At 68.4% G+C, this 14566-nt stretch carries 13 protein-coding genes; 4 read left to right on the top strand and 9 right to left on the bottom strand.

Features of this window, described 5'->3' with window-relative positions:
- The first annotated feature begins 26 nt into the window (after positions 1 to 26).
- Positions 27 to 1457, top strand: a complete 1431-nt coding sequence (locus tag IG98_RS0111090) for an FAD-dependent oxidoreductase (RefSeq protein ID WP_030909502.1) — start codon at positions 27 to 29, stop codon at positions 1455 to 1457.
- Between the two features lie 15 nt (positions 1458 to 1472).
- Here IG98_RS0111090 and IG98_RS46780 read toward each other — a convergent pair whose 3' ends face one another.
- A complete protein-coding gene (locus IG98_RS46780) occupies positions 1473 to 2291 on the bottom strand; it encodes an NAD(P)-binding domain-containing protein (protein ID WP_051751964.1) in 819 nt (272 codons plus the stop codon).
- A gap of 272 nt (positions 2292 to 2563) precedes the next feature.
- Here IG98_RS46780 and IG98_RS0111080 point away from each other — a divergent pair, with 272 nt between their 5' ends.
- The 3 genes from IG98_RS0111080 to IG98_RS0111070 all read left to right on the top strand — a co-directional run bounded on the left by IG98_RS0111080 (position 2564) and on the right by IG98_RS0111070 (position 5089).
- Positions 2564 to 3319 (top strand): FMN-dependent NADH-azoreductase, encoded by a 756-nt coding sequence (locus IG98_RS0111080; protein ID WP_051751963.1) that lies wholly within the window; start codon positions 2564 to 2566, stop codon positions 3317 to 3319.
- Positions 3320 to 3366: 47 nt separating this feature from the next.
- Entirely contained in the window at positions 3367 to 3693 is a 327-nt protein-coding gene (locus IG98_RS0111075) for an antibiotic biosynthesis monooxygenase family protein (protein ID WP_030909493.1), read from the top strand.
- 142 nt (positions 3694 to 3835) lie between these two features.
- Entirely contained in the window at positions 3836 to 5089 is a 1254-nt protein-coding gene (locus IG98_RS0111070; RefSeq protein WP_030909490.1) for a flavin-dependent oxidoreductase, read from the top strand.
- Between the two features lie 138 nt (positions 5090 to 5227).
- Here IG98_RS0111070 and IG98_RS0111065 read toward each other — a convergent pair whose 3' ends face one another.
- The 8 genes from IG98_RS0111065 to IG98_RS0111030 all read right to left on the bottom strand — a co-directional run bounded on the left by IG98_RS0111065 (position 5228) and on the right by IG98_RS0111030 (position 14014).
- Entirely contained in the window at positions 5228 to 6850 is a 1623-nt protein-coding gene (locus IG98_RS0111065) for a flavin-containing monooxygenase (RefSeq protein ID WP_245651489.1), read from the bottom strand.
- 99 nt (positions 6851 to 6949) lie between these two features.
- Complete coding sequence (phzG, locus tag IG98_RS0111060) at positions 6950 to 7585, bottom strand: phenazine biosynthesis FMN-dependent oxidase PhzG (protein WP_030909484.1); 636 nt, start codon at positions 7583 to 7585, stop codon at positions 6950 to 6952.
- 59 nt (positions 7586 to 7644) lie between these two features.
- Positions 7645 to 8511, bottom strand: a complete 867-nt coding sequence (locus tag IG98_RS0111055) for a PhzF family phenazine biosynthesis protein (protein ID WP_030909481.1) — start codon at positions 8509 to 8511, stop codon at positions 7645 to 7647.
- Entirely contained in the window at positions 8508 to 10400 is a 1893-nt protein-coding gene (locus IG98_RS0111050) for an anthranilate synthase family protein (protein WP_030909478.1), read from the bottom strand. The genes IG98_RS0111055 and IG98_RS0111050 overlap by 4 nt, the downstream gene beginning before the upstream one ends.
- Positions 10397 to 11020: an isochorismatase family protein gene (locus IG98_RS0111045; protein ID WP_030909475.1), complete on the bottom strand. Its 624-nt coding sequence runs from the start codon at positions 11018 to 11020 to the stop codon at positions 10397 to 10399. The genes IG98_RS0111050 and IG98_RS0111045 overlap by 4 nt, the downstream gene beginning before the upstream one ends.
- Before the next feature lie 29 nt (positions 11021 to 11049).
- Positions 11050 to 12210: a 3-deoxy-7-phosphoheptulonate synthase gene (locus IG98_RS0111040; protein ID WP_030909472.1), complete on the bottom strand. Its 1161-nt coding sequence runs from the start codon at positions 12208 to 12210 to the stop codon at positions 11050 to 11052.
- A gap of 169 nt (positions 12211 to 12379) precedes the next feature.
- On the bottom strand, positions 12380 to 12868 hold the full coding sequence (locus IG98_RS0111035) for a PhzA/PhzB family protein (protein WP_030909470.1): 489 nt from the start codon (positions 12866 to 12868) through the stop codon (positions 12380 to 12382).
- Positions 12869 to 12964: 96 nt separating this feature from the next.
- Complete coding sequence (locus IG98_RS0111030; protein ID WP_084195263.1) at positions 12965 to 14014, bottom strand: ParB/RepB/Spo0J family partition protein; 1050 nt, start codon at positions 14012 to 14014, stop codon at positions 12965 to 12967.
- Positions 14015 to 14566: the final 552 nt, after the last annotated feature.

Genomic DNA, 14566 nt, shown 5'->3' with positions numbered 1-14566 from the left:
CCGAAATCATCACAGGAGATCCACCGGTGGAACTCAGTTACGACCTCGTGGTCATCGGCGCCGGCACCGCGGGCATCCCTTGCGCAGCGGAGGCCGCACTCGGGGGCGCCACAGTACTTCTGGTGGAGAAGGACCACCAGATCGGCGGAACCATGCACGTGTCCGGCGGCCACATGGCCGCGGCAGGGACGCGGCGGCAGGCCGAGCGCGGCATCGCCGACTCTCCCGAGGCGCACCTGGCCGACATCCATCGGATCAGCGGCGGGACCGCCCGCGACGATCTCGTCCGGATCAACGTCGAGCACGCCGCCGAGACCGTCGACTGGTTGGACGACCGGGGTTTCCGGTTCGCGGCCGAGACACCGCGGATCGTCTACGGGCACGAGCCGTACGAGACCGCGCGTACCTACTACGGGACCGACGAGGCGATGTCGATCCTGGAGGTGTTCAGGGGCCTGCTGGACGAGGCGGTCGCCACCGGCCGGCTGGAACTGTGGAAGAACTCCCCGGTGATCGGCCTCACGACCGATGACGACAACCGGGTCACCCGGGTCACCGTGATACACGGCGGCCAGGACGTGGAGGTGCGGGCCCGGCAGGTGGTGCTGGCCACCGGCGGCTTCGCGGCCGAACCGGAACTGTTCCTGGAGTTGGAGGGTGCGCCGCTCGTCTCGGCGGCGCACCCGACCTCGACCGGCGACGGGATCCTGCTCGCCCAGGAACTGGGGGCGGCCGTCGCCGGGATGGGGTCGTTCCTGCCCTCGTTCGGCGGGCTGCCCCATCCGACCAGCCCGGGCAGGGCCACCTGGTCCGACCGGCAGATCCTCACCGCCACCGAACGTCCTCCTGTCGAGATCTACGTCGACAGGTCGGGCCGGCGCTGGGTCGCCGAGGACGAGCCCTCGATCGACCTCAAGGAGCGCGCGCTCACCCGCATCGAGGACATGACCTTCTGGACCGTCTTCGACGACGCGATGCTGGAGTCGACGCGCTCGACCCGGCCGCTCGTGGTCGGCTGGACGCCCGAGGACCTTCGCGCCCAGGCCAACCTGCGTCTCGGCGTCCACTCGGCCGACACGCTGGAGGAACTGGCACAGACGGCCGGAATCGACCCCGCGGGGCTCGCCTCGACGGTCACCCGGTACAACGAGGCCGTCGCCGCCGGCGTCGATTCCGACTTCGGGCGTACCCACCTGCCCATGCCACTGCTGCAGGGGCCTTTCTACGCCATCCGCAACCACGCCATCTCCCTCGTGACGTTCGCCGGACTCGACATCGACTCCGACTTCCGGGTACGGCGCACCGACGGCACCTCGATACCCAACCTCTACGCCATCGGTGAGGTGATCGGCGCGGCGGCCACCTGCGGGCAGAGCTTCTGCTCCGGCATGCTGATCACACCCGCGATCACCTTCGGCCGGCTGCTCGGCCGCCGCCTCGCCGCGGCAAAGGAGTGACCGGGCCGGGGCCCGTCAGTGCGCGAAGCGGAAACCCGCCGCCCGCAGTCTGGCGGAGCTCACCGGTACCGACGGGGTCTTGATCTCGGCACGGTAGCTCAGCTTCGGCCAGCCCTGCTCGGCGCAGATCCGGCCGAACACCTCCTCGTTGGTCGGCGGCACGGTCGCGTCCGGGACCGCGTTGAAGACCCCGGCGAGGTCATGGCTCACCACGAAGTCGAGCGCGGCGGCCGCGTCGCGGTAGTCGACGCGGTACAGCAGGGCGTCCGCCGCGAACGGCACGCTGCCGCCGAGCACCTCGTGGACGAGTCTCACCCGGGTCACGTAGTCGATGTCGCGCGGATGCCCGTACACATCGGGGATGCGCACCACCGCCCCGCGCGGCGTGGCCAGGACGGCGTCCTCGGCGGCGACGAAGTTGCGCGGCGACGCGTCCGGATCGTCGGTCGTCGGGCTCGACTCGTCCAGCGGTCGTCCGTCACCTGAGCCGTAGACGGACGTCGAACTGGTGAAGACGACTCGCGGGTGCGCGGCGGCGGCGGTCCGCGCGGTGGCGGTGAGCGTGTCCGCGTACTCGGCGATCCGGCCGTTCGCGTCAAAGGAGCGGGCGACCCGCGGGCTCACCGTCAGCACGACGGCGTCGGCGTCGCGCGTCGCGTCCCGCACCGCCGTGCTGTCGCTGCCCCTCAGGATCGCCACGTCGGCGCAGACGGCCTTGAGCTCGTCGACACGCTCGGCCGAGGTGGTGGTGCCGGTCACGTGGTGACCCGCGGAGGTCCAGCGGCGGGCCAGTTCCATGCCCACGTTGCCACAACCGATGATGACGTAACGCACAGCGCGACCTCCAAAAGGGAAACAATGTTTCACTCTGCCGTATCGGCGGGCCGCCGCCAAGCGTTCCGTGCCCCGTACCGCACGATTCCCCGCGGATCATCCGCCGGCGAACGTCCGCGAGGCCGCGGTCGGCCGGCCGGCACGCCTGCCGGGTGACTCAGGCCCGGAGGTGGTGGGATCGCGCCACGCCTCCGGCACGGCCTTCCGGTCACCTTTTCCCGTCACTCTTCGTCATCGATGTGACACCTACAGTGACGTTGAAAGGGGGCTGCATGATCGCCATCCCAGTCGTCGACGAACCGGCGACATCCTTGCTGCATCTGGATTCCAGCGCCGGCCATTTCCATGACTCGGTCAGCAGACAGCTGACCGCGTTGTTCGCCGACACCTGGCGAGAGTCGCACGGCGGCGCCGGGTACCGGTACCGGGACCTGGCCGCCGACCCGGTGCCACTGGTGACCTCCGCCTTCGTCACCCTCGGCCAGCGGGTGCAGCGACACGGCGGCGTCCCGCCGGACGAGGTGTCCGGACTGGTCGAGGGCCCGGCCGAGGAACGGGAGTGGACACTGACCCTGCCGCTGATCACAGAACTGCTGGCCACGGACACGGTGCTGATCGGTGTTCCGATGTACAACTTCTCGGTACCCGCCGCGCTGAAGGCATGGATCGACCGGGTGACCTTCCCGGGAGCGTTCACCGCCCCGGATGGCGGGGACAGCCTGCTGCGTGGCACGACGGTGGTGGTGGTCACCGCGCGAGGCGGCTGCTACCGGCCGGGCACGCCCCGGGACGGCTTCGACTTCCAGACGCCCTACCTGCGGGCGTACTTCGGTGACCTCGGGGTGGCCGAGGAGGACCTGCACTTCGTCCACGCCGAGATGACCCGCGCCGGGGACGTGCCGGGGCTGGCCCGTTTCCGGGCGCTGGCGGCGAGCTCGCTGACGGCGGCACGGGCCGCGGTGACCGAGCTGGCCGCCCGGCCTCCGGTCGGCCGGTCGGTCACCTCTGGCCGTCGCGGTTCGTCATAGGAGTGAAGAGATGGACCGCATGAGAGATTGACAAGGAGATACACCTCATGAGTGAAACCGTTATCCGTGTCGGCGGTGCGCCGGTGACCCTCATCAACGTCTTCGACGTCGACGCGTCGAAGCAGCAGGAGCTCGTCGACCTCCTGAACGAGGGAACCGAGAAGGTGATAAAGAACCGGCCGGGCTTCGTCTCGGTGAACATACTCGCCAGCGTCGACGGCACCCGGGTCGTCAACTTCGCCCAGTGGCGCAGCCAGGACGACGTCAAGGCCACCATGGCCGACCCGGAGGTCCAGTCCCTCGGGAAGAGGACGGCCGAGCTGGCGAAGCCGGCACCGCACGTGTACTCGGTGGTCTCCATCCACCATGCCTGATCTCTGAGGGCTCTCCGACCGGGGAGTCCAGAGACGAGCACGGATCGCCCCGCCGACCGGACCGGCCGGCGGGGCCGATCGCCGGATTCCATGGCCCGAGCCCGCCGCAGACCATCGACGCGCGAGGAGCACAACAGTCACCATGACCACCGCCAATACCGCTGACATCGTGATCACCGGCGCGGGGATCGGGGGGCTGACCACAGCCCTGGCCCTGCACGCCCAGGGGATCGACGCGATCGTGCTGGAGGCCGCCGGCGAGATCCGTCCGCTCGGGGTCGGGATCAACATCCAGCCCGCCGCCATCGCCGAGCTGATCGGCCTCGGGCTCGGCGACGAGCTGGCGGCGACCGGCATTCCCACCCGCGAGCACCGCTACCTCGACCACACGGGCACCACGCTGTGGGCCGAACCGCGGGGTGTCGCGGCCGGGCATCGGTTCCCGCAGTACTCGATCCATCGCGGGGAACTGCAGATGATGTTGCTGGCCGCGGTCCGCGACCGGCTCGGCTCCGGCGCGGTCCGCACCGGATCCCGCCTGCACACCTTCGAACACACCCGTGACGGCATCCGTGCCCACACCCACGACCGGGCCACCGGCGACACGATCGTATTCGAGGGCGCCGCGCTGATCGGCGCCGACGGGCTGCACTCCGCGGTCCGCTCCCGGCTCCATCCCGACCAGGCTCCGCTGTCCCCGGGCGGGGTGCACATGTGGCGTGGCCTGACCGAGCTGGACGACTTCCTCGACGGATGCACCATGATCGTGGCCAGCGACCAGCAGGCCACCCGGCTGGTCGCCTACCCGATCTCGGCACGCCACCGCGAGCGCGGCAAGGCCCTGGTCAACTGGGTCTGCCTGGTCACCGCCCCCGGAGCGGACGCGCCCGGCGATGCCGACTGGGACCGTCCCGGACGGCTCGAGGATGTGCTCCCCCACTACCTGCACTGGGACTTCGACTGGCTCGACGTCCCGGACATGCTCGCCCGGAGCGGCCAGATCCTGCACTACCCCATGGTCGACCGCGATCCGCTGGCCGGTTGGGGGAACGGCCGGGTCACCCTGCTCGGCGATGCCGCCCACCTGATGTACCCGATCGGCGCCAACGGTGCCTCGCAGGCCATCCTCGACGCGGCCTGCCTCGCAGGCGAACTCGCCCACCACGGCGACGCGGTCACCGCGCTGCGGCGCTACGAAACCGCCCGGCGCCCCGCCACCACCGCGATCATCCACGCCAACCGGGACATGGACCGCACCGAACGTGCCATGGCCCCCCGCCCCGACCAGGACAAGAGCACCGCCCTGGCGACACTCACCAGTACCTACCGCAGCACTGTCGAGCGCCGGTACTCCGCCGACGGCGACGTGAACTCACCGCTGGAATCAGGTAGGTAGCCTCGCCGGGTTCGCCAACGCCGGCATCCGCCCCAGGCGGATGCCGGCGTTGGCGTCTGTCACGCGAGCTCTGTCACCGCGATACGGCCGTCGGGCCCCGGTGTCCGGGGCCCGATGCCGGGTGCTACACCACCGTCCTCAGGACTGCGCCGGTAACGAGTCGTCGTGCAGGCTGAAGCCCTCGTAGCCGGCACCGGCCACCTCGCGCAGCTTCTGGCGGTATGCCGCGAGCCCCGCGAAGTAGAACATGACCCCTCTCCTCTTACCCGGGATGTTGCCGCCGTTGATGAAGGAGTCGACCTTCGGGAAGAGGGTGTGGCCGGCGAGTTCCTCACAGACGGCGGTCCAGGCGTCCTCCGCGCTCTTGGTCGCCTCGATCGAGGGCCTGTCGTACTTCCGCGCCGCCGCGATCAGGTCGGTGATCCACTCAACCTGGGTCTCGATCGCCGGCGGCAGGTTGCTGAAGACGGTGTTCGGACCGTAGATCATGAACAGGTTCGGGAATCCTGGGGTGGCGATGCCCAGGTAACTGCTGACCCCGTCCTGCCAGTGCTGCCGGATGGTCTCGCCGCCGCGACCCCGGATGTCCATCCGCCGGTAACTGCCGTCGACCGCGTCGAACCCGGTCGCGAAGACCAGGACGTCGAGCTCGTGCTCGACACCGTCCTCGGTGAGCAGGCCGTTCGGGGTGACCTCCTTGATCGGATTCTCCTTGAGGCTGACCAGGGAGACGTTGTCGCGGTTGAAGGTCTCGTAGTAGTCCTCGTTGCTGATCGGGCGCCTGGCGTAGTAGTCGTTCGGCGTGAGCTTGCGAGCGGTCTCCTGATCCTTCACGATCTCTCTGATCTTCGACCTGATGAACTCGGCGGCGGCCTCGTTGGCGGCCGGGTCGCTGGCGATGTCGGAGAACGTGCCCAACATGAAACGGAAGGCGTTCCCCCTGTCCCAGGCCTCCTGGAACACCCGCCGGCGCTCCTCCTCGGAGACGCTCATCGCGGGAACGTCGCTCTCCTGGAACCCGCATCCCACGTAGGAGTTCCAGACCTGCTCCCAGACCTCTTCGTAGTTGGCCCGGTACTTCGCCTTGACCTCGTCGCTGAGCGGGCCGTTGCCGGACGGGACGACGTACTGCGCCGACCTCTGGAACACCGTCAGGTGCCCGGCCGTCTTCGAGGCCGCGCAGATGAACTGGGTGCCGGTCGAGCCGGTGCCGATGACGCCGACCCGCTTGCCCTCGACCGAGAGATCCTCGGGCCAGGCACCGGTGTGGACCAGACGGCCCCGGAAGCTGTCACGTCCCTTGATGTCGGGCAGGTTGGCCGCCGACAGGACGCCCAGCGCGGTGACGAGATAGCGTGCGGTGAGGATCTCCCCGCTGTCCGTGGTCACGGTCCAGACATTGCGTGATTCGTCGAACACCGCGGATTCGACGCTCGTGTTGAGCTGAATGTCCCTGCCCAGGTCGTACTTCTCGACCACCGACTCAAGGTAGGCCCGCATGTCGGCCTGGTCGATGTAGCGGTTGTTCCCGATCGGCTCCTGGAGCGCCTCCTTGTCGAACGCGTACCGGTAGACGAGGCCCTCGCTGTCCGACTTGGCGCCCGGGTAACGATTCCAGTACCAGGTGCCGCCGACACCACCTGCCCGGTCAAAGGCCCGGGCGGCGAGGCCGAGCTCGTTGCGAAGCTTGTGGAGCATGTAGATGCCGCCGAACCCGGCCCCGATGACGATCGCGTCGAGGTCGGTCTTCCTGTCGATCACGGGTGAACTCCTTCGTGTCTGTATCCCGGGTTCATGTGGGCAACCGGATCGGTCGCGATGCCGGTCGCACGAATCTCGGTGTCTACCTGCGGCGAGCCCTCACGGCTGGAGCCTGACGGCGCTCCAGCCCGCCGGCGTCCGGTCGTAGCGCAGCCTCCGGTGCAGCCTGCTGGCGGCGGCGGACCAGAACTCGACGGTGACCGGTGCCAGGCGGTAGCCGGCGAACCTCGCCGGTCTGGGCAGGGGGGAGCCGCACGCCGACAGGCGGTCCGCCTCCAGCCGCAGCCGGGAGACGTCGTCGATGGGTTCGCTCTGCCTGGAGGCCGTTGACATGGCGTGCAGCGGCACCGGACGGGCGGCCCACAGCCGATCCGCCTCAGGCTCACTCAGCAGGACCGCGGTGCCCGAGATGATCACCTGCTGTGCGGTCTCCCGCCAGTACAGCAACCCCGAGGCCCAGCCGGTCTCGGCGAGCTCCCGCCCCTTCTGGCTGGTGCTGTGGCTGGTGAAGACCACCCCCTGGTCGGAGACGTCGACGATGCTGACCGTCCGGTTGGAGGCGCGGCCGCGACCGTCCGCGGTGGCGAGCGCAAGGGCCAGTGGCTCACGCACGCCCGCCTCGACCGCCGACGAGATCCACCGCTCTACCAGCCCCATCGGTTCGGCCGGGGGCCTGTCGTACTCCGGGAACGCCCTGTCCATCACGCCGGTCAGACTCTCGAACCTGCTGCTCATTTCTGCCTCCGGGACTCTGTCACTGACGGGTGGCCGCCGGCTCCCCGTACGCCCTCTCATCAGACGTAGATCACTCCGCGGGCGATGGTGACGCCCGATCCTCCGACCCGCACCGAGGTGACGCGGTCCGCGGCGTGGTCCGCCCAGGCCCGCATCAGGGAGGGCCGGCCCATCTCGACCCCTTGGTGGATGTCGATCCACTGGCCGAACCCGATACGCCCGTGGCGGGCGAGATGGACGGCGAGCGGACCCGCCGCCGAGCCCGTCGCCGCGTCCTCGGTCACCCCGTAGGCGGGGGAGAACATCCGGCTCCGCCAGCTCGTCCCGGAACCTGCGTAACAGTTGGTCGCCATGTCCGGGAACACGGCCAGTGCGCGGTGGTCGGGGTTGACGCGGGACAGTGCCGCCACGCTCTCCAGCTCCACGAAAACGTGCCGGGGACCGTTGGAGTAGATCTCCACGGGAAGCTCCGGGGTGGGCACGCCGAGCGCGGCGAGCAGCTCGCCGACGCGGTCGAACTCCTCCCAGGTCGGGATCGGCTGCTCCATCTGGGCGGCGACGGTCCTCCCGTCGACGCGCTCCAGGTCGAATGTGATGACTCCCATCGCCGTCTCCAGCCGGAGCCGGTCCTCCTTGAACGACTCGCCGAGCGCGATGGCCGTTCCGAGGAGCGGATGACCGGCGAAGGGAAGTTCGTTGACCGGAGTGAAGATGCGGATGTGCGCGTCGCCGCCCTGCTTCGGCGGGAGGACGAACGTGACCTCCGAGAGGTTCATCTCCCTGGCGATGCTCTGCATGCGGTCGGCCTGGAGGTCTTCGGCGTCGAAGAAGACGGCGACGGGATTGCCCCGGAGCGGCGTGTCGGTGAACGAGTCGATGACCACGTACGAGTGCGTCTCATCAGGTGCGACCTGGTGTGCCGTCATCCGCTCAGCACCCTTCCGATGAAGGAGCCGAGGATGCGCGGGCCGTTCTGGGTGAGCACGGACTCGGCGTGGAACTGGAGCGAGGAGAAACGCGGGCCGCGCAGCGCGTGCACCTCGCCCGTCTCCGGATCCCGGCAGATGTCCACCGCGCCGACGCCGTCGATCTCGCTCCTGTCCTGGTCCGACCGGGCCGCGAAGGTGTTGTAGAACCCCACCCGCTGCCGGTCGCCGAAGAGGTCGATCTCCCGCTGTACGCCCTGGTTGGGAGCGTTCCGGCGGCGCAGGTCGAACCCGAGCCGGGTGCTGAGGACCTGGTGGCTCAGGCAGACGGCCAGGAACGGGCGGCGTTCGGCCAGCAGGGCGTCCACGGCCGACCGCAGGTAGGCGATCTTGGGATGCTGGGAGTGGCGGGGGTCGCCGGGACCCGGCCCCAGTACGACGAGGTCGTACCCGTCGAAGGGAGGGATCTCGTCGTGGCGGCGTACCGTCACCGACATGTCCATGGCGCGCAGCTGGTGATCGAGCATCGAGGTGAAGGTGTCCTCGGCGTCGACGATCAGTGTCCGGCACCCTGCCAGCTCCGGGAACGACGCCGCCCGCTCGGCGTCGGCCCCCAGCCAGAAGCCGGCGATGGTCGCGTTGCGCTGTTCCAGCGCGTCACGCACGTCGGGGTGCGCCCCAAGCCTGGCGGAGTCGGGGGTCTCCAGCGCCGCGAGCAGCCCGGCCGCCTTGGCTCGGGTCTCCGCGACCTCCGACATCGGATCGGAGTGGCGGACGAGCGTGGCGCCGACACCGATGTGTACCCTGCCCGCTCCGTCGATGTCGGCGGTTCGGATCAGAATGGAGGAGTCGAGGGTCCGGCCGCCGGACGCGTCACGTCCGATGAGGGCGACGATCCCGCTGTAGTAGCCGCGGCCCTGCGGCTCGTGCCTTTCGATGACCCGGCAGGCGTTCTCCAGCGGGCTTCCGGTGACGGTCGGGGCGAACATCGTCTCGCGGAGGATGTCGCGGACGTCCCAGTCGCTGTCGCCCTCGATGAAGTACTCGGTGTGCGCGAGCCGCGCCATCTCCTTGAGCCTCGGGCCCACCACCCGTACACCGGGCCGGCAGATCCGCGTCATCATCTTGAGCTCCTCGTCCACGACCATGTAGAGCTCGTCGGACTCCTTCCGGTCGGCGAGGAAGTTCATGACCTCGGGCAGCGTGGGGCCGGACCTCGGGTAGCAGTAGGTGCCGCTGATGGGGTTCATCGTGGCGACACCGTCGTACAGGGTGACGTGCCGCTCCGGGGTGGCACCCACGAACGTCCGCTCTCCGGTGTGGACGATGAAGGTCCAGTACGCGCCCGATTCGACTTCGAGCAGCCTCCGGAAGAAGGCCAGGGCGCTGTGCGGCGTGTAGTCGCCGATGTCGGCGACAAAGGACCGCTTGATGACGAAGTTCGCGCCCTCCCCCTCGCCGATCGCCTCCTTGACCACTCTGCGGACGGTCTCGGCGTAGTCGTCGTCGGCCACGTCGAAGTGCCCGCCGGACACGGTGACGGAGACATCGGGGATCTGGGCCAGCGCCTTGGCGACGGGCACCGTCCGCTGCCCGGTCACGGTCATCGTGAACAACGGGGCGTCGTCGTCGACGCACACGAAGCCGCGTTCGCGGATCTGCCGGTACGGGATGATCGCCAGCACGTCGTGGCCGGCGGTTCCCCCGGCCTCCCCCGCTCGGGGAAGGAGGATGTCGGCCAGCTTGGCGACCTGGGCGACCTCGCCGACCAGGACGTCCAGCAGTGCCGGACCGTTCGCCTCGGGGCGGTGGAGCAACGCGAAGGCGGGCGGCCGGGGCGCCAGCACCAGGTCGAGCAGATCATCGCCGATCGCACCCGGTCCGGTCACGAGAACACCTCCTTCGCGGTGAGGACGACCGCGCAGCGTTCGGCCGCGTACTCGAGGGTCATCCGGTGGTACTCGGCGGTGAAATCGGCGACGGCATCGGCGACCAGGAAGGTCTGGAGATCGTTGGTGAACGCGTCGATCGCCGTCATCAGCACTCCGACGTGCGCGTACACCCCGCAAACGATCAACTGGTCGCGACCGCCCTCCCGGATGCGCTCCAGCAGGTCGGACCGGAAGAACGCGCTGTATCGCAGCTTGTTGAACATCCAGTCGCCGGGCGAGGGGGCCAGCTCGTCGACCACCAGCTGGTCGGCGGGGGCTCTGCGCATGCCCGGTCCCCAGAAGTCCTTGAGCAGACCTCGTTGCTCCTCGCTCATGTCGCCGGGCTGGGCCGTGTAGCCCACCGGCACGCCGAGCGCGACACTGCGATCGCGCAGCAGTGCGATGTTGCGGACGAGTCCGTCCCGTACCGAGCTGGGGAAAGGTTTGAGGAAGTAGCGCTGCATGTCGTGGATGAGAAGGACCGCGCGGGCGGGATCGGGAACCCACTGGGCGGTGCTGGGGGGCAGGTCGCCTGCCGTCGGAATCAGATAGGGCTCAATAGGCGGTATACCAGGCATGATCGTCCTTTCTCATCGGATCGTTCACGTCAGTCGCCCCAGGCCGAGATCACCGAGACCGCCTGCCAGAGGGTGAGCCTCGGATCGCAGAAGCTCGTGTACCGCTCCCCCACCCGGCCGAAGTCGGCCTCGTCGGTGACGCACTCGGTGACGTCGTCGGGGGTGGTCTCCAGGTGCAGGCCGCCGGCGACGGCGCCGGCGGCCTCGACCGCGCCCACGAACTCGCGGACCTCCCGCATGAGCGTCCCCACCACGCGGGTCTTGCGTCCGTCCGGGGTGACGACCGTGTTGGCGTGCATGGGGTCGCACAGCCAGATGACCGGATGCCCCGCGGCGCGAACGGCCTCGACGAGCGATGGCAGCCGGTGGGCGACCAGGTCGGCGCCCATCCTGGCGATCAGGGTCAGCCGGCCGGGCTCGCGTTCTGGATCGAGCCGCTCGCACAGGGCGAGCAACTCGTCCTGGGTCATCTTCGGGCCCACCTTGCAGGACACCGGGTTGGCCACCTCCGCGAGCATGGCGACGTGCGAGCCGTCCACCTGCCGGGTCCGCTCACCGATCCACGGCCAGTGTGTGGAACCGAGGATCAGCGTCCCCGCCGCGTCCCGGCGGAGCATCGGGACCTCGTAGTCCAGGAGCAGCACCTCGTGGCTGGTCCACACGGGCGGGTCGATCTCGGGACGGCGATACGAACCACGCCAGCCCAGGTGTTCCATGATGTCGCTCGCCGCCATGTATCCCGTGAGGATACGGAGCGGATCGGGGCGTCTGCTCTCGGGCGTCGGCTCCGGGCCGTTCACCAGGTGCCCCCGGAAGACCGGTAGGGTGAGATCGCCGACCTGTTCCGTGGGGTTGGACCGCGGCTTGGCGAACTGGCCGCCGATACGCCCGACCCGGAGCACCGGCTTGTGCGTGACCATCTTGAGCGCGCCGGCCAGCACGTCCAGCGTGGCGCACTTGCGGGTGACGTGCTCCCGTGTGCACTCCTCCGGATTCTCGGCGCAGTCCCCCGCCTGCAGGATCAGCGCCCCGCCCGCCACGACGTCGGCGAGAAGAGCGCGCAGACCGCGCACATCCTCCGCCCTGACGAGCGAGGGGCGGGATGCCAACGCCTCACCGACGCGCTGTACCTGCGAGACATCGCTCCACTCGGGCTGTTGTAACGCCGTGCTCAGCCTGATATCGGGCATGACGAGGTCACCAATCTCCATCGGTTGAAGGCGCCCTGCGCGCCGGGATCGTCCTTGACTCGGTGGGGGATGTCCAGAGATGGTCGCCTGGCTGGTGGGCTGACCATGAATCCTGATCGGCTCCCGACGACCGTGGGTCGTCGAGGTCGCTGGATGTGAGCGGTCGCCGTTAAGTGGGAATCCCCTCACGCTTGACCTCGGGAACCGGGATGCCCAGCGCGCGCAACTGCTCGAACGGGTTCATGAACTCCCGCTGCTGCCTGATCTTTCCGTTCTCCAGCAGGAACGAGTGCAGGAAGTGGTTCTCGTATCGCCCTTCGGGGTAACCGGGGAAACGGATTGCCCCGGCGCCGTCACACTCGACCCAGAAGAAGTTCGGATCCTGAGTTTCGAAGATCTCGATGTTGAGCCAGGCCCAGTCGGGAAAGCACTTCAATGACCAGACCGCGTGCTCCCCGAGCCGGTCGCGGCCGTGAATGGCGATCGGCTGTCCGGTGTCATTGGTCCACAGGCCGCCGACGCCGTCCTCGGTAAAAAGCAGGTGCCGCCGAAGGCGGTCCTGCCCCCGGGTGTTCATGTACATTTCAACCGTCGCCCGGTTGATCTTCCGAAGCTCTACTTCCGCGTCGTTTCCCGGGAAATGAGAACTGTCCGACATGACAAACCCTCCGATGATTGTCGTCTTCGCAGACGTTATTTCAGCACCCCGGCGAACGGAAGGGTGTACAACTTCGGCTGCCTGAACAATTGGCGGTCAGCCGGCTTTCTCCGACTTCCTCGACACCACGCTGGCCAGCTTTTGCCAATCCTCACAGCGCTTGAGCACGACGGCGCGGATGAGCGGCACGCAATGGATGGGGACCGCCTCGGCGAGCTCCTCCCACTGGGATTGCTCCATCTCGGTGAGCAGGAGCATTCGCAGCAGCGTCCGCCCGGACTCCGTCGCCCGCAGGGACGGGTCCCGGACGAGCTTCCGCACCACCGACACGGTCTCGACCGCGGCGGGTTTCACCTCCTCCCTCGGCGACCTCGTCTCGTTCCGGGGTGGGGTGGCGGCGGCCGCGCCCCCCTCCGAACCGCGCAGCCGCTCCGGGATCGGGTTCTGACCGTGGTGGAGGCGTTGACGAACGTCCCGAACCGTTCCCACCGAGAGGCCGGTCTTCCTCGACAGCTCACGCAGCGAGATCTCGGGGTTGGTCGCCATCAGGGCCGCGGCGTTGTAACGTCCCTCGACGCTGCTGACCGGCCGGGCCCTTCCGTCCTGCCCGAGGCGGCTGTCCAGATGCGAGGCCGCCTCACCCGCCCGGCTGCGAACCTTGCCCACGGTCTTGGGACTCAGTCCCGTACGCTCCGCGATGGCACGATCCGACCAGCGCGGGTGGGAGCCGATGATGCGCTGGGCGGCGGCCTTGCGCTCATCCAAGGTCAGCGGCAGGCCGTGCCTGACATTGAGCTGTACGGAAAGGATGAACGCATCCGCCTCGCTTCCGTCAAAGAAATGAACTGTGATCTCCGTCACACCTTTCATTTCGGCGACGCGTAACCGGTGCGCACCATCGATCACACGCATGGTCGGACGGTGCACAAAGATCGGTTCCGCACTGTTTTCGGTCTCCGCGAGACGGCGAATATGCGCAGGGTCTTCCGCTTGTTTGCGAGGCAAAAGCGAGGGCATGAGATCGCCTATGGCGACGACCCCTTTCGGCAGATCACAGAGCGGGTCCGACACCTCGGGAAGATGGTCCCTGCCATTCCGATCGGTGTCGGCTGCGATGTGAAGTGTCACGGTGATACCTTCCTTCATGAAGGAGTGACGGTAAGGTGAATTCTTCGCAAGAAGCACACCTAGGCACCAACCTGGTTGTCAACACCCTAATTCCAGAGAAAAGCAGCCCTTTTGGGACAGGAACAAACGAACAAAAGCGGGCCTGCGCAACAGCGCACCCGGCCGGACGGCAAGCCTCTTCGTCGAGGCTCAGCGGATCGGTGACAGGTGTGGCGACCAGCGCTTTCGCGGATCTATGAAGTTGACGATGAGCATCGGGGCGGATCGGGCAAGGTGCTATACGAGTTGGTGACCGGTGTCACGTCCTGGCCGACCGGTGGCGGTCGAGCGACCGGCTCCTGCCGGCGGGAGCTCTGCAGGACATCTCTCCACCGCGGCCTCGAACAGCTTGACGCGGTCGTGAACCCACCGGCGGACCTCGATGGCAACGGCGTCGGTGGCGATCCGCTCGTCGCGACGCCGTCCCAGCGGCGTTTCCGACCGCACGTTGCCGCACAACCACTCGGCCTCTTCCCACGAACACCCCGTCGTAGGGCTCACGACCATCACCTCGAAGCCTCTCGGTCCGGA

Source organism: Streptosporangium amethystogenes, from assembly GCF_000721075.1.
GTDB lineage: Bacteria > Actinomycetota > Actinomycetes > Streptosporangiales > Streptosporangiaceae > Streptosporangium > Streptosporangium amethystogenes.
Note: the sequence above shows the minus strand (reverse complement) of the source record. Positions and strands in the feature narration are given on the sequence as shown.